The organism is Micromonospora sp. NPDC047740, from assembly GCF_043204735.1.
Classification (GTDB): Bacteria; Actinomycetota; Actinomycetes; order Mycobacteriales; family Micromonosporaceae; genus Micromonospora.
In genome coordinates this window covers 35,530-59,054 of the sequence record NZ_JBIDCT010000030.1, presented here as the reverse complement: position 1 = coordinate 59,054, position 23,525 = coordinate 35,530, and the positions used below count along the sequence as shown (strand labels likewise).

Genomic DNA, 23,525 nt, shown 5'->3' with positions numbered 1-23,525 from the left:
GACGCCGTGCGGCGATGGCGGCGGGTCGACCCCTGGGGGCTGCGGCAGGCGGTCGTCGGGCTTTTCGTTCTCTGTGGCGTGGCGGCGGCGTCGGTGGTGACGGCGAGCATCCTTCGTGAGGTTGCCGGCGGGACCGACCCGACGAGCGCACTGCAGATGTTCGGTGCGGTCGCCTTTCTGGCGGTCTGGCTGACCTTCGCGGTCCGGCTCTACCTGGCCGGCGTCTACCGCAACGAGCGTGGCCTGTTGCTCCGGTACGTGCATCGCTCCCGACTGCTGCCCTGGTCGCAGGTGACGGGGTTCGACGTCCGGGCGGCGCGGTTCCTCGGATCGGCGACCGTCCGGAACGCTGCCTGGGTGCTCACTCGGGACGGCGCGTGGGAGACGCCGGTGCAGCAGCGTTCGAGGCTGGTGGGCTCGCGGAAGAACACTGGGCCGGTGCTGTCCGCCGCGGACTTCGACCTGATGATGGCGCGGCTGCGCGAGGCGCACGCCGCCGCTCAGGCCGGCGGCGGCGTAATGGTGCGGTAAATCGCGGTCAGCCAGACGTCCAGCAGCACGTCGACCACGTCCCGCTCGGCCGCCGCCGGCCCGTCGCCGGCGAAGGTGGCGTACCACACCCGCTCGTTCATGGAGTTCAGTGCGATGGCGAGGTCCCGGGCGGGCAGCCCGTCCGGGGCCGCGCCGGCGCTCGCCCGTCGATGGCCGCGTCGACCGCGTGTACCCAGCGCTCCAGGACCTCGGCCCAGAGCCGGCGCACCTCGGCATTGGTGCTGCGGACCTGGGCGCCACCCCGACTCGTAAAACCCCTCACAGTCTTCGATCGGCCATTGGTGGGTAGTGTCCGGACCACTGCCGCCCCGAACCGGAGACACCATGGCTTCCGACCACGTCGACGTCCTCATCGTCGGTGCCGGGCTCTCCGGCGTCGGCGCCGCCGTCCACCTGCGCCGCAACTGCCCGGGGAAGACCTACGCGGTCCTCGAGGCCCGCGGCGCCATCGGCGGCACCTGGGACCTGTTCCGCTACCCCGGCATCCGGTCCGACTCCGACATGTACACGCTCGGCTACTCGTTCAAGCCGTGGACGAATCCGAAGGCGATCGCCGACGGCGACGCCATCCGGGAATACGTCCGCGAGACCGCCCGGGAGTACGGCGTGCCGGAGCACATCCGCTTCCACCACCGGGTGGTGCGCGCCGAGTGGGACAGCGGCACCGCCCGCTGGACCGTGCACGCCCATCGTGACGACACCGGCGAGGACGTCGTCCTCACCTGCGCGTTCCTGTTCACCTGCGCCGGCTACTACCGCTATGACGAGGGCTACACCCCCGAGTTCCCCGGGATCGAGCGGTACGCCGGCCGGCTGGTGCACCCGCAGCACTGGCCCGAGGACCTCGACCACACCGGCAAGCGGGTCGTGGTGATCGGCAGCGGCGCCACCGCGGTCACCCTGGTCCCGGCCATGGCGGAGCGGGCCGGTCACGTCACCATGCTCCAGCGCTCACCCACGTACGTCATCGCGCTGCCGTCGCGCGACCCGCTCGCCGACGCGCTGCGGCGCCGCCTCCCGGCAAAGGCCGCGTACGCCGTGGTGCGCTGGAAGAACGTGCTGCTCGGGGTGGTCAACTTCCAGCTCAGCCGGCGCGCCCCCGGCCTGGTCAAGAGGTTCCTGCGCCGGGCCGCCCAGGGTCGGCTGCCGGTCGGGTACGACATCGACCGGCACTTCGCGCCCCGCTACAACCCCTGGGACCAGCGGCTCTGCGTGGTGCCCGACGGGGACCTCTTCGCCGCGGTCAGCGACGGGCGGGCCGCAGTGGTCACCGACACCATCGAGACCTTCACCGAGCACGGCATCCGGCTGACCTCCGGCACCGAACTGCCCGCCGACATCGTGGTCACCGCCACCGGCCTCAACCTGCTCGCCCTGGGCGGCATGACCCTCGCCGTGGACGGGACCGAGGTCGACCTGGCGCAGACCGTCGCCTACAAGGGCATGATGCTCTCCGGCGTGCCGAACTTCGCCCTGACCATCGGCTACACCAACGCCTCCTGGACCCTCAAGGCGGACCTGGTCGCCACGTACGTCTGCCGGCTGCTGCGTCACCTGGACGGCACCGGCCAGCAGGTCGTCACCCCGGTCGCCCCCGCCGCCGGCGAGCTGGTGCCGCTCATCGACCTGAAGTCCGGGTACGTGCTGCGCGCCGTCGACCGGCTGCCCAAGCAGGGCCCGACGGCGCCGTGGCGGCTGCACCAGAACTATCCCCGGGACGTGCTGCTGATGCGGCACGGCCGGCTCACCGACGAGGGGGTCCGCTTCTCCCGTGCCGGTGCGCCCGCCCCCGCCGAGCCGGCCGCACCCGTCGCCTGACCGAGAGGAGCACGATGCGTCACTTCGTCTTTCCCGGCGGCACCGCGGTGGTCACCGGCGCGGCCAGCGGGATCGGCGAGGCTCTGGCGCACGGGCTGGCCCGGCGCGGCGCCGACCTGGTCCTGCTCGACCGGGACGCCGAGCGGCTCGACGCCGTGGTCGCCGCGATCCGCGCCGCCCACCCCGAACGGCGGATCGACACCCACCTCGTCGACCTCGCCGACGCCGACGCCACCGACCGGGTGGCCGTCGAGCTCCGCCGGCGGCATCCCCGGATCCGGCTGCTGATCAACAACGCGGGCGTCGCGCTGGGCGGTCGCTTCGACCAGGTCACCCTGGCGGAGTTCCTCTGGGTGATCGAGATCAACTTCCGGGCCGTGGTCCGGCTGACCCACGCGCTGCTGCCCGCGCTCAAGACGGAGCCGGGCGCCCACCTGGTCAACATCTCCAGCCTGTTCGGGCTGATCGCGCCCGCCGGGCAGGCGGCGTACTCGGCCAGCAAGTTCGCCGTCCGCGGCTTCACCGAGGCGCTGCGGCACGAGCTGGTCGAGGATGGGGTGGGCGTCACCTCCGTGCACCCGGGCGGCATCCGCACCCGGATCGCGGCCAGCGCCCGGGTGGGCAGTGGCGTCGCCCGCGAGGAGTACGAGGCCGGCCGGAAGGAGTTCGAGAAGCTGCTCTCCATCGACCCGGCGAAGGCCGCGGAGGTGATCCTGCGCGGCGTCGAGCGCCGCCGGGGCCGGGTGCTGATCGGCTGGTCGGCGAAGCTGCCCGACCTGCTGGCCCGGCTCGCCCCTGCCTCGTACGGGAAGGTCCTGGCGCTGGGGATGAACCGCCGGGCCGCCCGGGTGCCGGCGCCGCGGCCCGACCCCGAGCCGGTCGCGTCGGAGACGGAGCGCTCATCGTGACCGTCGCCCTGCCGCCCGCCGACAGCGTGACCGTGGCCGGCCGCCCGGTCCGCTGCCGCATCGCCGGTTCCGGCCCGCCCGTGGTGCTGCTGCACGGCATCGGGCGCACCCTGGAGGACTTCACCGCCCAGCACGAACTGCTGGCGCGCGACCACCGGGTGATCAGCGTCGACCTGCCCGGCCACGGTGGCAGCGCGCCGCTGGACGCGCCGCACACCCTGCCCGCCCTCGCCCGGGCGGTCGCCGAGTTCCTGGACGCCGCCGAGGTCACCGGTCCGGCGCACCTGGTGGGCAACTCCCTCGGCGGGGCGGTGGCCATGCGGCTCGCCGCCGACCAGCCGGCCCGGGCGGCGAGCCTGGTGCTGGTCAACAGCGCCGGCTTCGGCCCGGAGGTCACCGTCGCGCTGCGGCTGCTCGCCCTGCGCCCGCTGGCCCGGCTGCTGCTGCGCCCGCACCCGGCGATCGCCCGACGCACCGAGCGGACCATCTTCCACGACCCGGCGTACGCCACCGAGGAGCGGATCGCGCTCGCGCTGGCGGTGGCCCGCCAGCCGCACGCCGCGCAGGTGATGCTGGAACTGGTCCGCAACCTCGGCACCTGGCGGGGCGTACGGCCACAGTGGCGCGCCGAACTGCTCGCCGCGGTGGCCGCGCTGGACCTGCCCGTGCTGGTGGTCTGGGGCGACCGGGACCTGATCCTGCCCGCCCACCACCTGGCGGCGGCCCGGGCCCGACTGCCGCGGGCGCGGACCCACCTGTTCCCCGACACCGGGCACATGCCGCAGATCGAGCGGGCGCAGGCGTTCCACGCCCTGGTCACCGACTTCTGGTCGCGCCCCGCCGCCAGCTGATGCGTACGGTGCCTCAGCCCGCGAACTGCTCCTCGACGAGGGCCAGCAGGGCGCGGTGGGTGTCCTGGTCCGCCGCCGCCAGCAGCCCGCCCGCGCCGGTGTGCAGCGGCTGTCCCCGCAGGCCGGTGACCACGCAGCCCGCGGCCCGGCACAGGGCGATCCCGCTGGCGAAGTGCACGCTGTCCGCCAGGTGGCCGTCGGTCACGTACGCCGCCCGCCGGCCGGCGGCCACCCAGGCCACCGCCAGGGTCGTGGAGACCACCCGCGGCCGGAACCGCGCCCCGAACTCCGGGTGCGCGAGCAGCCGGGCGGCCTGGAACGCGGGACCGTTCGGAAACGGCGGGTCGAGGTTGACGTCGACCAGCCGGGACTCGGCCGACGGGGTGAGCGGTTCGTCCACCTCGTCCCGGCGTACCTGGGCGGGGCCGCCGTCGGTCCAGAACAGCTCCCCGGCGAACGGGTCGGCCGAGGCGGCCACCGCGACGCCCGCGCCGGTCCGCAGCGCCACGTTCACCGCGACCAGCGGCATCCGCGCCGCGTAGTTCAGGGTGCCGCAGAGCGGGTCGACCAGCCAGGTGCGGTCGGCGCGCTCGGCCCCGGTGCGTCCGCTCTCCTCGCCGATCACCGCGTCGTCGGGCCGGGCGGCCCGCAGCACGTCGAGGATGGCCTGCTCCGCCTCCAGGTCGGCGGCGGTGGCGAAGTCGCCCCCCGACTTCTCCACTCGCGCCAGCGCGGCCCCGTATCGGGACCGCACGACGGCGGCCCCCGCCTCCGCGGCGGCGATCGCCACGTCCCGATCCATGATCATCATGGCTGGAGCATAGAACGGGTGCGTCCGGCAGGTGCGGGAGCGCCCGGGGTGGGAAGACAACCGCCATGCCCGAGGTGACCCTCTTCCTTGCCGGCGACGTGATGACCGGCCGGGGGGTGGACCAGATCCTGCCCCACCCGGGGCCGCCCGCGCTGCGCGAGCCGGCCGTCACCGACGCCCGCCGCTACGTCGAGCTGGCCGAGTCCGTCACCGGCCCCGTGCCGCGCCCGGTGCCGCCGGACTGGCCGTGGGGCGAGGCGCTGGAACTGCTGAACGCGCTGCGCCCGGACGCCCGGATCGTCAACCTGGAGACGTCGGTGACCGGCCGCGGCGAGTACGCCCCCGGCAAGGGCATCCACTACCGGATGCACCCGGCGAACCTGGCCTGTCTCACCGCCGCCCGGCTCGACGTCTGCGCGCTGGCCAACAACCACGTCCTCGACTTCGGCCCCACCGGGCTCACCGACACCCTCGACACCCTGCACACGGCGGGCATCCGGACCGCCGGCGCCGGCCGGGACGCCGACGAGGCGTGGCGGCCCGCCGTGGTACGGCTCACCGGGGGCCACCGGCTGCTGGTCTGGTCGGTGGGCACCCCGTCCAGCGGCGTGTACCCCCAGTGGGCGGCGGCCGACGGGCGGCCCGGGGTGGCGTACCTGCCGGACGCCTCGGCGAGGTCGGCCGAGGCGCTCACCGAGCGGATCGCCCGGGAGGCCCGGCCCGGGGACCTGCTCCTGGTCTCGGTGCACTGGGGGTCGAACTGGGGCCACGAGGTGCCGGACGAGCACGTCCGCTTCGCGCACACCCTGGTCGACGCCGGGGTGCACGTGGTCCACGGCCACTCGTCGCACCACCCCCGCCCGATCGAGCGGTACCGGGGGCGGCTCGTCCTCTACGGCTGCGGCGACCTGATCGACGACTACGAGGGGATCGGCGGGCAGGAGTCGTACCGGCCCGAGCTGCGCCTGCTGCACCTGCCCACGCTCGACGCGGAGACCGGCGAGCTGCGCCGGCTGCGGCTGGTGCCGGTGCGGATGCGGCGGATGCGGCTGCAGCGGGCCGCCCCGGAGGAGGCCCGCTGGCTGGCGGACCTGCTCGACGGGCTCGGCACCGCGTACCGGACCCGGTTCAACCTCGGCGACGACGGCCTGATCACCCTGCGCCCCGACTGAGCGCGTGGGACGGGTCACCTTCGCGGGGGCGGCAGGGGACTGCCATCCGCCCGGCACGCATCATAGATACATGACGCATCCCACCGCCTCGGCGCGTACCGCCGGGCCCTCGGCCGCCGAGCGGGCGTACCGGCACCTCAAGCGGGCCATCCTGGAACAGGTCTATCCGGGCGGGCAGCTCATCAGCGAGGGCGAGATCGCCGAGGCGGCCGGGGTCTCCCGTACCCCCGTCCGGGAGGCGCTGCTGCGCCTGGAGGCCGAGGGCCTGGTCGCCCTCTACCCGAAGCGCGGCGCGCTGATCCGGCCGGTCTCCACCCGGGAGATCACCGACGTGATCGAGGCCCGACGCCTGGTCGAGCTGCACGCCGCCGAGCGAATCTGGCCCCGCCGCGCCGAGATCAGGGCCGACCTGGCCCGCTGGCTCGACGAGATGCGGCGGGCGCACGCCGCCGGCGACGTCACCGCCCTGATGGCCGCGGACCGGGCCTTCCACGCCAGTGTGGTGGAGGCGGCCGGCAACGAGATCCTCGCCGAGCTGTACCAGCGGCTGCGCGACCGGCAGCTCCGGATGGGCGAGGCCAGCTTCCGCCTCTCGCCGGGCTGGGCCGAGGTGGTGCTCGCCGAGCACGCCGGCCAGCTCGCCGCGCTCGACGGCGACGACATGCAGGCCTGGCTCGACGCCGTCGGCGCGCATGTCGACAACGCCGCGACCGTGCTGCGGACACTGCGGTGAGCGCCGTCGCCCCTACGGTCGCCCCACGCCGCTCCGCCGCCCTGGTCTACGCGGTCGCCGTCACCGCGTACGTGACCGCCGTCTTCCACCGCAGCTCGCTCGGCGTCACCGGGGTGGACGCGGCGGACCGCTTCCACATCAACGCCGCCGCCCTGGCGACCTTCTCCGTCGCCCAGCTCGCCGTGTACGCGGCCATGCAGGTCCCGGTCGGGGTGCTCCTCGACCGGTTCGGCTCCCGCCGGCTGCTGCTGGCCGGCGGCGCGCTCATGGCCGCCGGCCAGCTCTGCTTCGCCCTCGCCACCGACGTCCGGCTCGCCGTCGCCGCCCGGGTGCTGGTCGGGCTCGGCGACGCGATGACCTTCATCAGCGTGCTGCGGATCGTGGCGTTCTGGTTCCCCGGGCGGCGCAACCCGCTGCTGGTGCAGCTCACCGGCACCGTCGGGCAGCTCGGCGCGGTGCTCGGCGCCGTACCGCTGGTGGCGCTGCTGCACCACGTCGGCTGGACGCCCGCGTTCCTCACCTCGGCGGCGCTCGGCGCGACCGTGCTGCTGCTGGTCCTCGTCGCGGTCCGGGACACCCCGCACGCCGCGCACCCCGCCGCCGTCGCCGCCGACCTGGCCACAATCCGCAGGCAGCTCGTTGACTCGTGGGCCCAGCCGGGCACCCGCCTCGGCCTGTGGGCCCACTTCGTCACCCAGTTCTCCGGCTCGGTCTTCGCGCTGCTCTGGGGCTACCCGTTCCTGGTCCAGGGCCAGGGCTTCACGCCCACCGCGGCGGCGTCCCTGCTCACCCTGATGACCGTGGTGACCCTGATCTGCGGGCCGGTGATCGCGCACCTGTGCGCCCGGCACCCGTTCCACCGGTCGGTGGTGGTCTTCGCCATCACCGCGGCCACCGCCGCCGTGTGGGCGGTCGTGCTGGCCTGGCCGGGACGCGCGCCGCACTGGCTGCTGGTGGCCCTCGTCGTCGTCCTGGCGGTGAACGGTCCCGGCTCGATGATCGGCTTCGACTACGCGCGCACCTTCAACCCGATGCACCGGATCGGCAGCGCCACCGGGATCGTCAACGTCGGCGGGTTCGTCGCCTCGATCCTGCTGATCCTGGCCGTCGGCGTGGTGCTGGACCTGGCCACCCCGGCCGGCCGCGGCACCCCGCCGCTGGACGCGTTCCGTTGGGCGTTCGCGGTGCAGTACCTGCTGTGGGGCCTCGGCGCGGTGCAGGTGCTGCGCTACCGCAACGCCACCCGTCGTCGGCAGGCGGCCGAGCGCACCGCCGCCCCGGTGCCCGCGCCGGCCGGCGCCTGACCGGCGGCCGAGCCGGATACGCCCTCGGCGCGGGTCCCGCCCCGCGAGTACCGTCGAGCGCGCGGAGTGCCTCAGAGGTGCTTGCGGCGGTGGGTCAGCGCGTCCAGCACCAGGGTCAGCCCGGCGCCGACCAGCCAGACGTCCTTGGCCAGGCCGATCCCCGCCTGGGTCGGTCGCAGGCTGTTCTGCTCCCGCATGCCCGGCGTCTTCAGGTAGAGCTGCACCAGGCCGGCGCCGAACGCGGTCAGCCCCGCACCCGCCAGCAACGACGGCACGAACGGGACGAGCAGCGCGGCGCCCAGGGCCAGCTCGGCCCGGGACAGCAGCTTGGCGAACTGGTCCGGCGCGAACTGCTGCAGCTGCGGGATCGCGCCGACCGCCATGCCGTGCATGCCCGCGGCGGCCTCGCCCTCCAGGCTCCGCTTGCTGAGCCCGGAATTCAGGATGAACGCGCCGATGGCGACCCGCAGCGGCGCATGCGTCAGCTTCATGATCACTCCCGTCAGTGCCGGAGAAGCCCGGGCCCCCGCGTACCCCGCGACGCGCGGGATAACCCGCCCCACAGCGGCGAGCCGGTGATGTGATCGGGCGGTAGGTTCGCTCCAGGGACGTGATCGCATACCGACCGCAGGAGGGGCCCGTGAGCCAGGAAGTCCGGGGAGTCGTGTCGCGGCGCAAGGGCGCGCCGGTGGAGGTCACCACCATCGTGGTGCCCGACCCGGGGCCGGGCGAGGCGGTGGTCCGCGTCCAGTCGTGCGGGGTGTGCCACACCGACCTGCACTACCGCGAGGGCGGCATCACCGACGAGTACCCGTTCCTGCTCGGGCACGAGGCCGCCGGTGTGGTCGAGCAGGTGGGGGCGGGGGTCACCGGGGTGGCCCCCGGCGACTTCGTGGTGCTCAACTGGCGGGCGGTCTGCGGGGTGTGCCGGGCCTGCCGCCGGGGCCGTCCCTGGTACTGCTTCAACACCCACAACGCCGCCCAGAAGATGACTCTCACCGACGGCACCGAGCTCGCCCCCGCCCTCGGCATCGGCGCGTTCGCCGAGAAGACCCTGGTCCACGCCGGGCAGTGCACCAAGGTCGACCCGGCCGCCCGACCCGCCGCCGTCGGTCTGCTCGGCTGCGGCGTGATGGCCGGCCTCGGCGCGGCGATGAACACCGGTCAGGTGACCCGCGGCGACTCGGTCGCGGTGATCGGCTGCGGCGGCGTCGGCGATGCGGCGGTCGCCGGGGCGGCCCTGGCCGGGGCGACCACGATCATCGCGGTGGACACCGACTCCCGCAAGCTCGACTGGGCCCGCAGGTTCGGCGCCACCCACACGGTCAACGCCTCGGAGGACGACCCGGTCGAGGCGATCCGCGCCGCCACCGGCGGGTTCGGCGCCGACGTGGTCATCGACGCGGTGGGCCGCCCGGAGACCTGGAAGCAGGCCTTCTACGCCCGGGACCTGGCCGGCACGGTCGTGCTGGTGGGCGTACCCACCCCGGAGATGAAGATCGAGCTGCCGCTGCTGGATGTCTTCGGCCGGGGCGGGGCGCTCAAGTCCAGCTGGTACGGCGACTGCCTGCCCAGCCGGGACTTCCCGATGCTCACCGAGCTGTACCGGCAGGGCCGTCTCGACCTGGACGCGTTCGTCACCGAGGAGATCGCCCTCGACCAGGTCGAGGAGGCGTTCACCCGGATGCACCACGGCGACGTGCTCCGCTCGGTGGTGGTGTTCCCGTGACCGCCCGCGTCGACCACACCGTCACCTCCGGCACGTTCTCCCTCGACGGGCAGACCTTCGACGTCGACAACAACGTCTGGGTGATCGGCGACGATGCCGAGTGCGTCGTCGTCGACGCCCCGCACGACGTGGCCGCCATCCGCAAGGTCGTCGGCGACCGCCGGGTGGTCGCCATCCTGGCCACCCACGCTCACGACGACCATGTCCGGGTCGCGCCCGAGCTGGCCCGGGTCACCGGCGCTCCGGTGCTGCTGCACCCCGCCGACCGGGTGCTCTGGGACCAGGTCCACCCGGACACGCCACCCGACGGGGAGCTGACCGACGGCCAGACGGTGGCGGTCGGCGGCAGCACGCTGCGGGTGCTGCACACCCCCGGGCACAGCCCGGGCGCGTGCAGCCTGCACGCCCCCGACCTCGGCGCCGTCTTCACCGGCGACACCCTCTTCGCGGGCGGGCCCGGCGCCACCGGCCGCTCCTACAGCGACTTCGGTACCATCATCGATTCGATCCGGACCCGGCTGCTCACACTGCCGCCGGAAACCGTGGTCCACACCGGACACGGCGACGACACCACCATCGGCGCCGAGGCACCGCACGTCGCCGAGTGGATCGCTCGGGGTCACTGAACCACCGCCCGGCCGGGTCGCCGACCCGGTCGGGCTCAGCGCTCGCCGTCCAGCACCGGCTTGAGGTCGAGTACCGGGGTGCCGTCCACCGCTTCGAGGTCGGCCACCCGCACCCGCAGGCCGGCCACCTCGCGCACCCGTACCCGGTGCAGTCCGATCGGGTTCGGGCGGTGCGGCGAGCGGGTGCCGAACACCCCGGTCTCCGGCCGGGACCGGTCGTCCCGTGGGTGCACCACGAGCACGTCCCGCTGCGCCCGGTCCAGCCAGGTCAGCACCAGCAGGTCCGCACCGGGCCCCAGGCCGCGCAGCGCCGGGGCGTACGTCTCGTCGAAGACCAGCCACGCCTCCGGCGCTCCCTCGTCGCCCTGCTTCGGCGCCAGCGCCGGATCGGTCAGCGGGGACTCGACCCGGCCGACGGGCCGCAGCGCGTACGACGCGGCCTCCGGGCCGGACGGATGAGTCTGCATCCGTACAACGTCGCACAGGGTGGGCCCGATGACGAGGCGCGCCGCCGGGTCACCCCTACCCGCCGGCGACGGGGCCGCCGGGCCGGTTCGGGTCGGAGCGGACCTCCTCGGCGGGGGACAGGTCGGGGCGCAGCCGGGCGGCGCCGTTCAGATAGACGTGCGACAGGGTCGACGCCGGCCGGGCGGTGACGACGTGTGCCAGCAACCGGACCACCCGCGGCAGGGCGCCGGGCACGGCGATCTCGGTGGCGCACAGCAGCGGCACGTCGGTGAGTCCGAGCCGGCGGGCGGCCACCGCGGGGAAGCAGCTCACCAGGTCGGGTGTCGCGGTGAACAGGATGCTGATGACATCGGCGGCGGTCAGGCCGTTGCGGCGCATCACCTCGGTGAGGAGCAACTGCGTCTGCGTGTCGACGACCTCGGGGTCGTCCCGCTCCACCTGGACGGCACCGCGCACCGCCCGGACGACTGCGGGCGGCCCGGCCCGGTGTCGGATCCGCTGTCCCGGCCGCATCTGGGTACCTCCGCTCGGGCGCGGCCGCCGTCGGCGACGGCCGCGCGGTCGGTTCGCCGGCTGGTGACCGGCCCTGCCTAGGCCGTCGCGCCGGCGAACTGTCCCGGCTGCCGCCCGGCGCCGGCGGGGCCACGATAGGCCTGGGCGATGTCGAGCCAGCGGTCCGCCTCGGCGCCGGTCGCGGTGAGCGCCAGGTCATCCCGGTGGCGACGACGGGTCGCCAGGAGGCAGAGGTCGACGGCCGGCCCGCTGATCCGCTCGCCGGACTCGGCCGGACCGAACGTCCAGGATGCTCCCGAGGGCCCGGTCACCTCGAACCGCAGCTGCACGTCGGGTACGGCCAGGCCGCGGGACTGGTAGCCGAAGTCCCAGGTCCGGACCACGAACTCGACCAGATACCGGATCCGGTCGCCGTACTGCCGGCGCACGCCCAGCCCGTCGGCGATGTCCTGACCATGGGCGAAGAGTTCCATCATGCCGGCCGCGGCGAGGACCGCCGCCGGCAGCGGGCGGACCAGCCACGGCACCAGCTGCCCGGGCGGCGTCGCGGTCAGCGCGTCGTCCACCGCCGCCCGCTCGGCCCGCCAGCGCTTGAGCAGCACCTCCGGCGGCTCGGCCAGGTAGCCGGCCAGGGCGTGCTGGACGTTCGCGTTGAAGTCGGCGCTGAGCCCGGAGGTGAGCCGGGTGAAGGCGTCCGGGTCGCTGACCGCCAGCTCGGCCATCCGGAAGGTGGCCGCCAGGTGGGCGATCTGGTGGGCGATGGTCCAGCCGGGCGCCGGCGTCGGGCGCTCCCACCCGGCGGCGTCCAGGTCGGCCACCAACCTGTCCACGTCCTGGCCCTCGGCCGTCAGCTGGGCGTACACATCGGGTTGTGCGGTCACGGGTCTTCCTCTCGATCGGTCGGGCGCTGGTCAGGGAACCGGCCGGATGCCGGGTCCGGGATGGGTGGCGGACGGCCCGGGCAGGGCGGACGGGTCCGGTCCGGCGTGCCGTGGCCGGCGGGTCCGCAGCAGCATCGTCACTGCGCCCAGGACCACCAGGCCGTCGACCACCAGCAGCACCGCGCTGACCGGGTCGACGCCGTGCTGGTGTTCCGACACCGCCGCCGCCTCCGCCGGCACCGGTGCGGCCGGGGGTGGTGCTCCGGTGCCGACGCTGAAGCGCCGGCTGCCCTGCGCCTCGCCGCCGTCGGCGAACTCCACGTGGTACGCGATGGTGAAGACACCGGGCCGCTGGATCGAGACGGCCTGGACGAGCCGGCGCCCGGCGGCGGTCGGCGTGTCGGACGGGTTCACCCGCCGGCCGTCTTCGGTGACGACGGCCAGGTGCGAGCGGGCCGCGACGGGGGGCCGGGAGAAGGTCAGCTCCACCTGCGTCGGCGCGGCGGGCAGGGCGGCCCCGTCGGCCGGTACGCTGGCCGTGGCGTCGTCCCCGCCCGACGCCGCCGCGGGCGCGGCCGGCACGGCGAGCGCGACGGTGAGCACGGCCGGAACCACTGCCCGGATCAGGTGACGGCCGGCCATCTCAGGCGGGCATCGGCGAGGACGGCATCGGCTCGCGGTACGGGCGGTGGCTCGCCGCGCACGCGCAGGACATGGCCGCGCTCTCGGCCGGGCTGGGCCGCAGGTGCAGGTACATCGCGACCACCATCGGGACGAAGACCACCGAGTTGTAGAACAGGTGCAGCTCCACCCTCGGCAGGACCAGCTGCAGGATGCTGGTCGGCACCTTCGCGCCGAAGAGGTAGGCGCCGGTCTGTGCCTGGATGAACAGCAGGGCGTGCTCGATGTGGTGCCAGAACTGCAGGGCGAGCGAGACCGTCCACCAGGTGCGGGCCCGCCCCACGAAGCCCGGTCGCAGCAGGAACAGGCCCACGAGCATGAGCAGGGCGTAGCCGTAGTGGAGCCACTCCGAGGTGACCAGCCAGGGGTAGAACTGGCCGAGCACACCGCGGGCCGCCGGCCGGGGTTTGCCCAGCACCCAGATCTGGTAGGCCTGCACCAGGTGCTCGGCCCAGTGCGCCACGACGACGAGCAGGTAGAGCCGGAGCGCCGTCTGGTGGTACCGGCCGTTGATCCGGGCGACGAGGCCTCGGCCGCGCTCTGCCTCATGGACGCGCATGACTGTCTCCATCCGTGTGACTGGGCTGCACCAGCCACGCTAACGGCGTCCGGGACCGCCATGCTCTTCGATGTTGCGCAGTTCGGCGGAGCGCCGGCTGAGCTGCCTCACACCGCTTTGAACTGCTCGGTTCTGGTTAGCAACTGGGAAGATGCGGCGTCTGGACGGCGATTCGGACGATAGGACCGCCCGTACCGGGCCAGCGCCACCCGGCCGGTGCGGAGCCCCGGCTGGCCGGGACCGGGCGGCCGTTGTCGGTCCGTCCCGGCGCGCGGCGGACCGGGCCGGCGTGCCGCCGGCACTCCCACGGGACGGGTCTCGCAGCCGGGCGGCGTCCGCTGCCGCCGGACCCGGTGCCGGCTCCCGACCAGTGCTCCTCACCGACGACAGGAGACACGCCAGTGCAACCGACTACCCCTGATGCCGACCCGGCAGTGACGATGACGTTGGAGGCGTTCGCCGACACGATCCTGCCCGGCGAGAAGCGCTCGCCCGACGATCGCAGCGTCGCCGGGGTTTCCGCCGGCGGCGGCGCGGTCGCGTCGGGCGCGGTGGACGTGCTGCGCACTCCGGAAGGCGGGATGGCCCCGGCCCTGGACGGCCTGGCCGAGGCGCTCAATGGCCACGCCCGCCGGTACGCCGAGGAGCACCGGCTGACGCCCGAAGCGGACGTACCGCCGTTCGTGGCGCTCGCCTACCCCGACCGGGTGGCGTTGGTGCAGGAGCTGACCGGCGCGGACCACCCCGAGCGGGAGGCCTGGGTGAGCCTGGCCATGTTCAGCACGATCGCCTTCGACGCCGCCGCGCACCTGCACACCACCGATGCGCTCGCCGCCGGCCACCCCGGTCTGGCCACCCTCGGCTACTACCCACCCGACCGGGACGGGATCTGGCGGTTCCCGGAGTACTCCTACGGCCGGGTGCTCGCCCGTCCGCACCCCGACACGACCCCCTCAGGGAGCCCGGCATGACGGTTACCGAGAAGACCGACGTCCTCGTGATCGGCAGCGGCTTCGGCGGCGCGATCACCGCGTACCACCTGGCCGCCGGCGGCGCCCGGGTGGTCGTGCTGGAACGGGGCCCGTGGCTGCAGGGCGAGGAGTTCGACCAGGACTTCAAGTTCGGCTCGTCCTCGACCCGGGTGTTCGACTTCGTCATCGGCGACGGGATGAGCGTGCTCAGCGGCAACTGCGTCGGCGGCGGCAGCGTCGTCTACTTCGCCGCCATGCCCCGCGCGCCCCGCTTCGTCTTCGACCGGCAGGGCAGCATCGGCCGTCGCATGTGGCCCGCCGCCATCTCCCGGGACACCCTTGACCCCTGGTACGACCGGGTCGCCGAGGCGTTGCCGGTCAGCCAGCAGACCTGGACGGACGTGCCGTACTCCGGCGGGCTGTTCGGCGCGGCCTGCGCCCATGCCGGTCGGACCGCCAACCCGGTCCCGGTCGCCATCGACCGGGAGCGCTGCACCAACTGCAACTGGATGATGTCCGGGTGCCGCTTCGACGCGAAGCGGTCTCTGCTGCTGAACTACCTCCCGGCCGCCCTGGCCCACGGCGCGCAGATCAGGCCGATGCACGAGGTGCAGTACCTGGCCCGCACCGACGACGGCGGCTACCGGGTGCACTACCGCGTCCTGGACGAGGTCGACTACCGGGTCGAGGTGGGCGCCGGGGCGATCGACGCCCGGGTCGTCGTGCTCGCCGCCGGTGCGGGCGCCACGCCGGTGATCCTGCAACGTTCCGAGCCGCACCTCGGGCCGATGCCGTCGGCCGTCGGTCGGTACTTCTCCGGCAACGGGGAACGGCTCAACACGGCCGTCTTCGACGAGGACCGGGTGCGCGACGTGCTCGGCCTGTCCCGGGCCGACGGCGTGCCGTACGAGGGCTACCAGATCGGCAAGGGGCCGTGCGTGGCCAGCTGGGACAAGTTGGACGGGTCACTGGCCGAGTACACCCGCTTCTCGCTGGAGCAGCTGTACTTCCCGCCGGGCTTCGGCACCATCCTCGCCCAGGTGCCGGACGCCGTTGGCCCCACCTGGTTCGGCGCGGAGAAGAAGGAACTGCTCCGCCGCTGGCGGTCCTGGCTGACCATCTTCACGATGAGCGAGGACGACAACGAGGGGGTGTTCGGGCCGCCCCCGGAGTCCGGCAACTCGCAGCGGCTGTCCCAGCAGATGCTCGGCCGGGGGGCGCTGCGCTACCGGCCGACGCCCAACACGCTGCGCGGCTGGGCCGAGTCGGACGCGGCGGTGCGGGACATCCTCGAACGCGACGGGCTGTCCCGGGTGATGCCGTGGACCAACGAGGTGGTGGGCGCCTACACCGTGCACCCGCTGGCCTCCTGCCGGATCGGGGACGACCCGGCCACCTCCGCCCTGGACGACCGGCACGAGCTGCGCGACCACCCCGGCATCTTCGTGACCGACGGATCCGCCGTACCGGGCGCCCTCACCGTCAATCCGGCCATGACCATCGCGGCGCTCGCCGAACGCGCGGTGCCGGCCATCGTGCGGGCGGCCCAGGAGCGGGGTGTGCAGGTCCGCTACGGCGCTCCGTCGCCGGACGGCGGCACGGCGGGTCGGCGCGGGGTCCTGCCCCTGGTGGCCGGCCACACCGCGAACTGAGCGGGTGGCGCGCCGTCGCCCGGGCCGCCGCGGCGGACCGGCGTCACCGGGGCGGGACATGATCCGGGTTGGGACGGGTGGTCACCTCCGCGGGGGTGAGTGGCCGGTCGCACTCGACGCAGTGCATCACGGCCTGGGCCGCGCCCCCGCAGCCGTCGTGTTCGGCGATCCGGGGCGCGCCGGCCGGGCCGGCGAAATGCCGGTCCCCCCACTGCATCAGGGCCAGGATCACGGGCACCAGCTCCCGGCCACGGTCGGTGAGGTGGTACTCGTGCCGCAGCGGGCGTTCCTGGTAGGGCACCCGCTGCAGCACGCCCCCGTCTACCAGGGTGCCGAGCCGGTCGGCCAGCACGTTGCGGGCGATTCCGAGGTTGCGCAGGAACACGTCGAAGCGGGTCGCGCCGACCAGCGCCTCGCGGACGATCAGCAGGCTCCACCGCTCGCCGACCACGTCGAGAGAACGGGCGATCGAACAGGTCTGGTCGGCGTAGATCCGGTTGTACATCCGGTCATCTTAGTGACCGCGTCGACATCGACCGATGATGACGGACCGCCGGGCGGCGCCGTCCGGGACGAGGGAGTGGACTGTGCGAGGCTGGCTGCTCAGGACGGCCGTGCGCCGGTCGATAGTGGAGATCCGGTACGTGACACCGGTGGCACCGGCGGCGGCCCCGCCACCGGTGGCCGCGCTCTACGACCAGGTCGAGCGGGACTTCGGCGTACTCGCACCGCCGGTGGTGCTGCACTCGCCCGAGCCGGACGCGCTCGCGGCCTGCTGGGCGATGCTGCGCGAGACCCTGGTCGCCACCGGACGGGTGGACCGGGGGGTCAAGGAGGCGGTGGCGGCAGCCGTCTCCGTCGCCAACCGGTGTCCGTACTGCGTGGAGGTGCACGGCACGACCCTGGACGCCCTGGCCGGCGGTCCGGACGCCACGGCGGTCGCGCGGGACCGGGTCGACCTCGTCACCGACCCCGAAATGCGCCGGATGGCGACCTGGGCCCGGCACAGCGGGGCCCGTGAGTCGTCCGACCGCCCCGCGCCCCCGTTCGGGCCGGCGCAGGCGCCGGAGGTGATCGGCGTCGCGGTGACCTTCCACTACATCAACCGCATGGTGAACATCTTCCTGGACGACTCACCGCTGCCGACGGCGGCGCCGGTCGCCGTGCGGTCGGCGTTGCGCCGGCTGCTGCGTACGGTGATGCGGCACACCGGCCGGACGGCCCGCGCCGCCGGTGCCGCGCGGGGCCAGCTGCCGGCGGCCGCCCTCCCGCCGGATCTCGGCTGGGCGCGGGGTTCCGCGCCCGTGGCGGACGCCTTCGCCCGTGCCGGGGCGGCCATCGAGGCCGCCGGTGCCCGGGCGCTCGCCCCGCAGGTGCGGGACCGGGTGGTGGCCGAGGTGAGCCGGTGGGACGGTCGGCCGCTCGGCCCGAGCCGGTCCTGGACCCGGGCGGCCGTCGCCGACCTGCCGGCGGCGCAGCGGCCGGTCGCGCGGTTGGCTCTGCTCGCGGCCCTCGCCTCCTATCAGGTGGACGCGTCGGTGATCGACGACGCGCGAGGGGCCGGCCTGGACGACCGGGGGCTGATCGCGGCGACCTCCTGGGCCAGCCTCACCGCGGCCCGCCGGATCGGCGCCTGGATGTGGGCCGGCACCGGCCCGGCCACCGGGAGTGGGACCCCGGGCCAGCCCGCCGAGCGGTGAGCCGGCGTGCCGGGTCGGCACGGGTCGCGACGCCGGCCCGCCGCGGCGGCTCAGGTTCGCACTCTCGGAGTTCTGCCACCTCGGTGCGGTCGGTCATTCTGGCACCAGTCCCGCCGTTCCGGGGCGGTGGCCGCCGGTCGGGGGCTCGAGGGAGCCGACCACGACCGGCCTGCCGGAGGGGACCGGACCTCCGCTCCGACCCGGCCGGGACACCGTCCCGCCAGGGCCGGGACGAGTCGGACTCCGGTCCCGGCCCACGTCAGCACAACCATGGAGGCGGAGTGCTCGCCAGCCGGGTCGTTTCATCGGTCGTCCAGCGTCAGGTCAAGTACGTCAAGCCGGTCCCGCGGGAGTCCGCCAAGGGCATCGTCGCCGAGGTGTACGACCAGGTGGCGGGGGAGATGCGTCTGGTGGTCCCACCGGTGCTGCTGCACTCGCCGTCGCCGCCGGCCACCGCGGCGTACTGGATGCTGATGCGGGAGCCGCTGACCACCGGCGGCGCGGTGGACCGGTCGGCGAAGGAGGCCGTGGCCTCCGCCGTGTCGGTGGCGAACATCTGCCCGTACTGCCTGGACATGCACAGCACCAACATGTACGGCCTGGCCGGCCCCGACGACGCGGAGGCGATCGCCACCGACCGGCTGGACGACGTGCGCGACGAGCGCCTCCGGCGGCTGGCCGGCTGGGCTCGCGAGGCGCACCTGCTGGATGCGCCGATGCCGTCGGGAGCCGTGTTCACCGAGGCCGAGCGTCCCGAGCTGGTGGGGGTGATGGTCGCCTTCCACTACCTGACCCGGATGGTCAACGTCTTCCTCGCCAGCTTCCTGCTGCCGCCGCGACTGTCGCCGGCCGCCCGCCGGCGGGCCAAGCAGGGCATCAGTCACCTGCTCAGCCCCACCCTGCGCGGCGCGTTCCCGCCGGGCCGGTCGCTGTCGCTGCTGCCGGCCGCCGCGCTGCCGGTGGACGCCGGCTGGGCCGCCGGGAACCACGTGGTGGCCGAGGCGGTTTCCCGGGCGTACGCGGCGCTGGAGGCGGCCGGTGAGCGGGCGCTGTCGCCCGAGGTCCGGGCGCTGGTGCACACCCGGCTGGCGGACTGGCGGGGCGAGGAGACCGGGCTGAGCCGGCAGTGGTGCGAGGACCTGGTCGCCCGGCTGCCCGCGGCGGAGCGGGCCGCCGCGCGTCTGGCCCTGCTCACCGCTCTCGCCTCCCATCAGGTGGACGAGAGCGTGGTGGAGGACTTCCGGCGCCACGACCCCGATGACCGGCGCCTGGTCGAGGCGGCGGCCTGGGCCAGCTACGCCGTCGCCCGCCGGATCGGTGCCCGCTACGTGCCGGCCCAGTCGGGGCCCGCCGGGGGCTGAACGGCCCGGTGCGACCGCTCCCGGCAGGCCACCACCGAACCCTCCGCCGCGCCCTGCCGCCCCGAGCTTCTGAGGCACCCGCCCCAGACGACCCACACCCGCTGGAGGAACCATGTCGACCGTTCTGGGTGCCCTGCGCCGCCTCGTGCTGGCGCCGTCGCTGGCGGAGGTGGGCTTCGCCCGCCGGGGCTTCCCCGGCCCGCACCTCGCCGCCACCCACTGGCTGGAGGCCGTGCCACAGTCCGTCGTCTGCGGCTTCGAGTGGGGGATCGACGCGCGTGACCAGTGGGAGCTGGAGCGCCGGTTGGAGCTGGTCGAGCCGGCCATGCGGGGCTTCGCCTACGAGGGGGCCACGATGGCCTGCACCGTCCTGGACGCGATGCGCGGTGGGCGCGGCACGCGTACCCGGGAACTGCTGCTCGGCCCGGGGCGGCCGCACATCTTCCTCGCCTACATCGGCATCGGCTTCGCGATGGCCCGGCTGCCGCGCCCGCTGTGGCGGACCGTCCTGCCGGACCTGCCCGGCATGCCGTACCACCCGACGATGAGCTGGCTGGCGGTGGACGGGTACGGCTTCGACCGGGCGTACTTCGACACCGGGCGGATCGTGGACACACAGGAGCGCCCGAAGTCCTATCCCTGGCAGGGGTTCGCCGGCTACTTCCCGCGTGCGGTCGACCAGGGCATCGGCCGGGCGCTCTGGTTCGTCCACTCCGCCCGGCCGGCGGACGTGGACGCCGCGGTGCGTCGCTTCGCCGTCGACCGCCGCCCGGATCTGTGGAGCGGGGTGGGGCTCGCCGCCGTCTTCGCCGGCGGCTGCGGTCGGGAGGAGCTGGTCCGGCTCCGCGAGGCGGCCGGGGAAGAGTGGCCCGAGCTCGCCCTGGGCGCGGTCTTCGCCGCGAAGGCCCGGGCGTTCAGCGGCACCGTCCCCGGGCACTCGGAGGCCGCCACCGAAGTGCTGGCCGGCATGTCGGTACGGGACGCGGCGGTCCTCGCCGACGACGTGGCGGACGACCTGCGCGGCAGCGGCGACGTGCCACCGTACGAGACGTGGCGGCAGCGGATCCGGCAGCGCTGCCGGGACCTGCGGTCGGCCGGGCCGGTGCGCTGACTCAGACGTCGCGTCGATTGGTCGTGAAATTGCGATCAAGCTACCCGCAAAATTGTTGATTCGTGCTGCTGGCGGCCCTTCGCATCTTAGAAGAAGAAGTCCCGTCGGGTGGCTGGCAAAATCCATTCAGACCTGTCGGAATGACCGTTGGTGATATCCCCTGGGGGCGCTTTGACCAGTCACACGCGCGCGCTCCGGCGCCGAATTCTCACGCCGAACGTCTCCGAGACCAGGCTTGACGTGCGTGGATTCCACGTGAAGAACCCGGCTTCCCGGGAATTGCTGGAAACCATCGGTCAAACCTTTCTCGCCGGTTACGCATTCGCTGTCGAGGCGGCAAGGCACGACGACGCCGTCCGTCGGCTGGAAGGTATTCCCAATCGTTTTCGGGGGTTCGCCTACGAGGGCGCGACGATGGGCTTCGCCGTTCTCGACGCCCTGCCCTTCGGCGGGTCGACGAACGTGTCGCGCTTCCTCGCCGGCGCCGCCGACAAACACGTCTACATGGCCTACGTCGGGATCGGCTGGGCCATGGCGCGGGTCCCGCGCTTCCGGTTCGGCCGGCTGGCGATGCCGGACCCGCTACTGCGCTGGCTGGCTCTCGACGGCTACGGATTCCACCAGGCGTACTTCAAGACCGACCGGTACGTCCGGGCCCACTACCAGGAACCCGCGTTCCCGTGGCCCGCCGGCGGGCCACGGTCCTATGTGAACCGGGCCGTCGACCAGGGCATCGGCCGGGCCCTGTGGTTCGTCTGCGGCACTGCGGCGGACCGGGTGGCCGACACCATCGACGGCTTCCCCGAGCACCGGCGGGCGGATCTGTGGAGCGGTGCCGGCCTGGCTGCCACCTACGCCGGCGGGGCCGACGAGGACGAGCTGCGGTCCTTCCTGCGCCGCGCCGGCCGCTACCGCCCGCAGGTGGCCCAGGGCAGCGCCTTCGCGGCCGCCGCGCGGGTCCGGGCCGGCCTGGTCGTGCCCCACGTGACCACCGGCACCGCCGTCCTGTGCGGCATGACGCCCGCGGAAGCGTCCGCGCTGACCGACCAGCGCCGCCCGGAGGGACCGGACGGCGACCAGCTACCGGCGTACGAACTCTGGCGACAGCGTGTCGCCAACGACCTCGTGGCCATCGGGAGGAACTGACACATGTCCATGACAGTCGGCTGGCTTCGTCGGCACCTCGCCGGGGTCGTCGCCCTCATCCTCGTGGTGAGCCTGTTCTTTGCGTCCCGCCTGCCCAGCGCCTCCGCGGCGGAGCGGGCGCAGCTGGCGGACGGCTTCGCCTTCACCCCCACGGCCATCGCCCTGCCGGGTGGCTTCCCCCAGCAGAGCATCCGGAAGGTCAACCAGCGGTACCGCAACATCGACGCCTGGATCTCCTCGGTCGGCTCGGCCATCGCCATGAACGACCTGGACGGCGACGGGCTGGCCAACGACCTGTGCGTGACCGACCCGCGTACCGACCAGGTGACGGTCACCCCGACGCCGGGCGCCCGCAGCGACCGCTACGCCCCGTTCGCCTTGCGGCCGGAGCCGCTGCCGATGAAGAAGGCGATGGCGCCGATGGGTTGCGTCCCGGGCGACTTCAACGAGGACGGCCGGATGGACCTCCTCGTCTACTTCTGGGGCCGGACGCCGATCCTCTACCTCGCCCGCTCCGACGCCCGGGCGCTGTCGATGGACGCCTACCAGCCGACCGAGCTGGTGCCCGGGTCGACCACCGAATACACCGAGCCGCAGTGGAACACCAACGCGGTCGCCGTCGACGACTTCGACGGTGACGGCCACGTGGACATCTTCGTCGCCAACTACTTCCCGCACGGCCCGGTGCTCGACGACACCGTCTTCGGCGGCGTCGAGATGAATCACTCCATGTCCAACGGCCTCAACGGCGGCGAGGACTACTTCTTCCGCTGGACCGGCGCGACCGCCGGGCCGCGGCCGACCGCCACCTTCCAGAAGGTCGACAACGTCCTGCCCCGGGACGTGTCGAAGGGCTGGGCGCTGGCCGCCGGGGCCAACGACCTCGACGGCGACCTGCTGCCGGAGCTGTACCTCGCGCACGACTTCGGCCCGGACCGGCTCCTGCACAACCGCTCGGTCCCCGGCAAGATCGCCTTCGAGCTGGTCCAGAGCGCCCGCAGCAGCGCGGTGGTGCCCAAGTCCAAGCGGGTCGGGCTCGACTCGTTCAAGGGCATGGGCATCGACTACGGCGACCTCGACGGCGACGGACTGTACGACCTGTTCGTCAGCAACATCACCACCTCGTTCGGCATCGAGGAGAGCCACTTCGCGTTCATCGGCTCGGCCAAGGACCGGGAGGACCTGCGCCGGCAGTTGACCGCCGGTCGAGCCCCGTTCGACGACCGCAGCGCACCGCTCGGGCTGGCCTGGTCCGGCTGGGGCTGGGACGTCAAGATGGCCGACTTCAACAACAGCGGACAGCTCGTGGTGGCGCAGGCGACCGGCTTCGTCAAGGGCGACGTCAACCGCTGGCCGCAGCTGCAGGAGCTGGCCACGGCCAACGACGACCTGCTGGACAACCCGCTGTGGTGGCCGCACGTCAAGTCGGGTGACGACATCGGCGGCAGCCAGCGGCTGCACTTCTTCGCCAAGGGACGCGACGGCCGGTACGTCGACCTGGCCGGGGAGCTCGGCCTGGCGATCCCCGTGCCGACCCGGGGCATCGCCACCGGCGACGCCGACGGCGACGGCCGGTTGGACTTCGCCGTCGCCCGACAGTGGGACGAGCCGGTGTTCTACCACAACGACAGCCCGTCCGTCGGGGCGTTCCTCGGGCTGCGCCTGACCCACGAGCCGGCGGCGGACGCCGGCCAGACCAGCGCCGGCCGGCCGGTCTCCGGATCTCCCGCCGTGGGCGCCCAGGTGACCGTCACCACCTCCGACGGCCGCACCTTCATCACCCGGGTGGACGGCGGCAGCGGGCACTCCGGCAAGCGCAGCAACGAGGCCCACATCGGCCTCGGCAAGGACGCCTCCGGCCCGGTCAGCGTGCAGCTGAACTGGCGCGACCGGGACGGCCGGACCCACGAACAGAAGCTTCAGTTGTCCCCGGGCTGGCACGACATCCAGCTCGGCTCCCAGGCTCAGGAAAGGTGAC

24 protein-coding genes and 1 pseudogene are annotated in these 23,525 nt (G+C 73.9%); 16 read left to right on the top strand and 9 right to left on the bottom strand.

Annotated features, from left to right (window positions below; genetic code table 11):
• Positions 1-6 precede the first annotated feature (6 nt).
• Positions 7-531 (top strand): PH domain-containing protein, encoded by a 525-nt coding sequence (locus ACGF4F_RS34925; protein ID WP_393084486.1) that lies wholly within the window; start codon positions 7-9, stop codon positions 529-531.
• Here ACGF4F_RS34925 and ACGF4F_RS34920 read toward each other — a convergent pair.
• A pseudogene (locus tag ACGF4F_RS34920) lies at positions 501-787 on the bottom strand (TetR/AcrR family transcriptional regulator); the annotation flags it as partial. The gene ACGF4F_RS34925 and the pseudogene ACGF4F_RS34920 overlap by 31 nt on opposite strands.
• An 89-nt stretch (positions 788-876) precedes the next feature.
• Here ACGF4F_RS34920 and ACGF4F_RS34915 point away from each other — a divergent pair.
• Genes ACGF4F_RS34915 through ACGF4F_RS34905 form a run of 3 tightly spaced genes read left to right on the top strand, consistent with a single transcriptional unit; the run spans position 877 to position 4,129 of the window.
• Positions 877-2,370 (top strand): flavin-containing monooxygenase, encoded by a 1,494-nt coding sequence (locus ACGF4F_RS34915; protein WP_393084483.1) that lies wholly within the window; start codon positions 877-879, stop codon positions 2,368-2,370.
• A 14-nt stretch (positions 2,371-2,384) separates the two neighbouring features.
• A complete protein-coding gene (locus tag ACGF4F_RS34910; RefSeq protein ID WP_393084480.1) occupies positions 2,385-3,278 on the top strand; it encodes an SDR family NAD(P)-dependent oxidoreductase in 894 nt (297 codons plus the stop codon).
• On the top strand, positions 3,275-4,129 hold the full coding sequence (locus ACGF4F_RS34905; protein WP_393084477.1) for an alpha/beta fold hydrolase: 855 nt from the start codon (positions 3,275-3,277) through the stop codon (positions 4,127-4,129). The genes ACGF4F_RS34910 and ACGF4F_RS34905 overlap by 4 nt, the downstream gene beginning before the upstream one ends.
• A 13-nt stretch (positions 4,130-4,142) precedes the next feature.
• Here the strand turns inward: ACGF4F_RS34905 and ACGF4F_RS34900 are convergent, their stop codons facing one another.
• Complete coding sequence (locus ACGF4F_RS34900; protein WP_393084474.1) at positions 4,143-4,940, bottom strand: inositol monophosphatase family protein; 798 nt, start codon at positions 4,938-4,940, stop codon at positions 4,143-4,145.
• Positions 4,941-5,005: 65 nt separating this feature from the next.
• Here ACGF4F_RS34900 and ACGF4F_RS34895 point away from each other — a divergent pair, with 65 nt between their 5' ends.
• The 3 genes from ACGF4F_RS34895 to ACGF4F_RS34885 all read left to right on the top strand — a co-directional run bounded on the left by ACGF4F_RS34895 (position 5,006) and on the right by ACGF4F_RS34885 (position 8,149).
• Positions 5,006-6,112 carry a CapA family protein gene (locus tag ACGF4F_RS34895; protein ID WP_393084471.1) on the top strand — a complete coding sequence of 369 codons (1,107 nt, stop codon included), beginning with the start codon at positions 5,006-5,008 and terminating at the stop codon, positions 6,110-6,112.
• A 70-nt stretch (positions 6,113-6,182) separates the two neighbouring features.
• Positions 6,183-6,845: a GntR family transcriptional regulator gene (locus ACGF4F_RS34890; protein WP_393084468.1), complete on the top strand. Its 663-nt coding sequence runs from the start codon at positions 6,183-6,185 to the stop codon at positions 6,843-6,845.
• On the top strand, positions 6,842-8,149 hold the full coding sequence (locus tag ACGF4F_RS34885) for an MFS transporter (RefSeq protein ID WP_393084465.1): 1,308 nt from the start codon (positions 6,842-6,844) through the stop codon (positions 8,147-8,149). Before ACGF4F_RS34890 ends, ACGF4F_RS34885 begins: the two co-directional genes overlap by 4 nt.
• A 71-nt stretch (positions 8,150-8,220) precedes the next feature.
• Here ACGF4F_RS34885 and ACGF4F_RS34880 read toward each other — a convergent pair whose 3' ends face one another.
• A complete protein-coding gene (locus ACGF4F_RS34880; RefSeq protein ID WP_387279017.1) occupies positions 8,221-8,640 on the bottom strand; it encodes a hypothetical protein in 420 nt (139 codons plus the stop codon).
• A gap of 149 nt (positions 8,641-8,789) precedes the next feature.
• Between ACGF4F_RS34880 and ACGF4F_RS34875 the strand changes: the two genes are divergently transcribed.
• A complete protein-coding gene (locus ACGF4F_RS34875) occupies positions 8,790-9,878 on the top strand; it encodes an S-(hydroxymethyl)mycothiol dehydrogenase (RefSeq protein ID WP_357445027.1) in 1,089 nt (362 codons plus the stop codon).
• Positions 9,875-10,504, top strand: a complete 630-nt coding sequence (locus tag ACGF4F_RS34870; RefSeq protein WP_357445030.1) for an MBL fold metallo-hydrolase — start codon at positions 9,875-9,877, stop codon at positions 10,502-10,504. The genes ACGF4F_RS34875 and ACGF4F_RS34870 overlap by 4 nt, the downstream gene beginning before the upstream one ends.
• Before the next feature lie 35 nt (positions 10,505-10,539).
• Here the strand turns inward: ACGF4F_RS34870 and tsaA are convergent, their stop codons facing one another.
• The 5 genes from tsaA to ACGF4F_RS34845 all read right to left on the bottom strand — a co-directional run bounded on the left by tsaA (position 10,540) and on the right by ACGF4F_RS34845 (position 13,606).
• Positions 10,540-10,971 (bottom strand): tRNA (N6-threonylcarbamoyladenosine(37)-N6)-methyltransferase TrmO, encoded by a 432-nt coding sequence (tsaA, locus tag ACGF4F_RS34865; protein WP_357445033.1) that lies wholly within the window; start codon positions 10,969-10,971, stop codon positions 10,540-10,542.
• A gap of 55 nt (positions 10,972-11,026) precedes the next feature.
• Positions 11,027-11,485 (bottom strand): chorismate mutase, encoded by a 459-nt coding sequence (gene aroH, locus ACGF4F_RS34860; RefSeq protein ID WP_357445036.1) that lies wholly within the window; start codon positions 11,483-11,485, stop codon positions 11,027-11,029.
• 77 nt (positions 11,486-11,562) lie between these two features.
• Positions 11,563-12,366, bottom strand: a complete 804-nt coding sequence (locus ACGF4F_RS34855) for a TIGR03084 family metal-binding protein (protein ID WP_393084459.1) — start codon at positions 12,364-12,366, stop codon at positions 11,563-11,565.
• Positions 12,367-12,396: 30 nt separating this feature from the next.
• A complete protein-coding gene (locus tag ACGF4F_RS34850; RefSeq protein WP_393084456.1) occupies positions 12,397-12,969 on the bottom strand; it encodes a copper resistance CopC family protein in 573 nt (190 codons plus the stop codon).
• A gap of 40 nt (positions 12,970-13,009) precedes the next feature.
• The gene (locus tag ACGF4F_RS34845; RefSeq protein ID WP_357445044.1) at positions 13,010-13,606 is read right to left on the bottom strand and encodes a hypothetical protein; all 597 of its coding nucleotides are present in this window, start codon (positions 13,604-13,606) and stop codon (positions 13,010-13,012) included.
• A 440-nt stretch (positions 13,607-14,046) separates the two neighbouring features.
• Between ACGF4F_RS34845 and ACGF4F_RS34840 the strand changes: the two genes are divergently transcribed.
• Positions 14,047-14,577, top strand: coding sequence for a DUF5987 family protein (locus ACGF4F_RS34840; RefSeq protein ID WP_357445118.1), 531 nt, complete (start codon positions 14,047-14,049; stop codon positions 14,575-14,577).
• Entirely contained in the window at positions 14,574-16,229 is a 1,656-nt protein-coding gene (locus ACGF4F_RS34835; RefSeq protein WP_357445047.1) for a GMC family oxidoreductase, read from the top strand. The genes ACGF4F_RS34840 and ACGF4F_RS34835 overlap by 4 nt, the downstream gene beginning before the upstream one ends.
• A gap of 43 nt (positions 16,230-16,272) precedes the next feature.
• Here the strand turns inward: ACGF4F_RS34835 and ACGF4F_RS34830 are convergent, their stop codons facing one another.
• On the bottom strand, positions 16,273-16,734 hold the full coding sequence (locus tag ACGF4F_RS34830) for a helix-turn-helix domain-containing protein (protein WP_357445050.1): 462 nt from the start codon (positions 16,732-16,734) through the stop codon (positions 16,273-16,275).
• An 82-nt stretch (positions 16,735-16,816) separates the two neighbouring features.
• Between ACGF4F_RS34830 and ACGF4F_RS34825 the strand changes: the two genes are divergently transcribed.
• From ACGF4F_RS34825 to ACGF4F_RS34805, 5 genes are all read left to right on the top strand, one after another.
• Positions 16,817-17,929 carry a carboxymuconolactone decarboxylase family protein gene (locus tag ACGF4F_RS34825; RefSeq protein ID WP_357445053.1) on the top strand — a complete coding sequence of 371 codons (1,113 nt, stop codon included), beginning with the start codon at positions 16,817-16,819 and terminating at the stop codon, positions 17,927-17,929.
• Positions 17,930-18,210: 281 nt separating this feature from the next.
• Positions 18,211-19,290: a carboxymuconolactone decarboxylase family protein gene (locus ACGF4F_RS34820; RefSeq protein ID WP_357445056.1), complete on the top strand. Its 1,080-nt coding sequence runs from the start codon at positions 18,211-18,213 to the stop codon at positions 19,288-19,290.
• Between the two features lie 112 nt (positions 19,291-19,402).
• Positions 19,403-20,401: a DUF1702 family protein gene (locus tag ACGF4F_RS34815; RefSeq protein ID WP_393084450.1), complete on the top strand. Its 999-nt coding sequence runs from the start codon at positions 19,403-19,405 to the stop codon at positions 20,399-20,401.
• Positions 20,402-20,572: 171 nt separating this feature from the next.
• Complete coding sequence (locus tag ACGF4F_RS34810; RefSeq protein WP_393084447.1) at positions 20,573-21,547, top strand: DUF1702 family protein; 975 nt, start codon at positions 20,573-20,575, stop codon at positions 21,545-21,547.
• A 3-nt stretch (positions 21,548-21,550) separates the two neighbouring features.
• The gene (locus ACGF4F_RS34805) at positions 21,551-23,524 is read left to right on the top strand and encodes a CRTAC1 family protein (protein ID WP_393084444.1); all 1,974 of its coding nucleotides are present in this window, start codon (positions 21,551-21,553) and stop codon (positions 23,522-23,524) included.
• Position 23,525 lies beyond the last annotated feature (1 nt).

What these genes read in the sequence shown, in the direction of transcription:
- ACGF4F_RS34845 (WP_357445044.1), bottom strand. Translation starts at nt 13,606, where the DNA reads ATGCGCGTCCATGAGGCAGAGCGCGGCCGAGGCCTCGTCGCCCGGATC.
- ACGF4F_RS34915 (WP_393084483.1), top strand. Translation starts at nt 877, where the DNA reads ATGGCTTCCGACCACGTCGACGTCCTCATCGTCGGTGCCGGGCTCTCC.
- ACGF4F_RS34910 (WP_393084480.1), top strand. Translation starts at nt 2,385, where the DNA reads ATGCGTCACTTCGTCTTTCCCGGCGGCACCGCGGTGGTCACCGGCGCG.
- ACGF4F_RS34805 (WP_393084444.1), top strand. Translation starts at nt 21,551, where the DNA reads ATGTCCATGACAGTCGGCTGGCTTCGTCGGCACCTCGCCGGGGTCGTC.
- ACGF4F_RS34880 (WP_387279017.1), bottom strand. Translation starts at nt 8,640, where the DNA reads ATGAAGCTGACGCATGCGCCGCTGCGGGTCGCCATCGGCGCGTTCATC.
- aroH (WP_357445036.1), bottom strand. Translation starts at nt 11,485, where the DNA reads ATGCGGCCGGGACAGCGGATCCGACACCGGGCCGGGCCGCCCGCAGTC.
- ACGF4F_RS34895 (WP_393084471.1), top strand. Translation starts at nt 5,006, where the DNA reads ATGCCCGAGGTGACCCTCTTCCTTGCCGGCGACGTGATGACCGGCCGG.
- ACGF4F_RS34830 (WP_357445050.1), bottom strand. Translation starts at nt 16,734, where the DNA reads ATGTACAACCGGATCTACGCCGACCAGACCTGTTCGATCGCCCGTTCT.
- ACGF4F_RS34815 (WP_393084450.1), top strand. Translation starts at nt 19,403, where the DNA reads ATGTCGACCGTTCTGGGTGCCCTGCGCCGCCTCGTGCTGGCGCCGTCG.
- tsaA (WP_357445033.1), bottom strand. Translation starts at nt 10,971, where the DNA reads ATGCAGACTCATCCGTCCGGCCCGGAGGCCGCGTCGTACGCGCTGCGG.
- ACGF4F_RS34890 (WP_393084468.1), top strand. Translation starts at nt 6,183, where the DNA reads ATGACGCATCCCACCGCCTCGGCGCGTACCGCCGGGCCCTCGGCCGCC.
- ACGF4F_RS34840 (WP_357445118.1), top strand. Translation starts at nt 14,047, where the DNA reads ATGACGTTGGAGGCGTTCGCCGACACGATCCTGCCCGGCGAGAAGCGC.
- ACGF4F_RS34835 (WP_357445047.1), top strand. Translation starts at nt 14,574, where the DNA reads ATGACGGTTACCGAGAAGACCGACGTCCTCGTGATCGGCAGCGGCTTC.
- ACGF4F_RS34900 (WP_393084474.1), bottom strand. Translation starts at nt 4,940, where the DNA reads ATGATGATCATGGATCGGGACGTGGCGATCGCCGCCGCGGAGGCGGGG.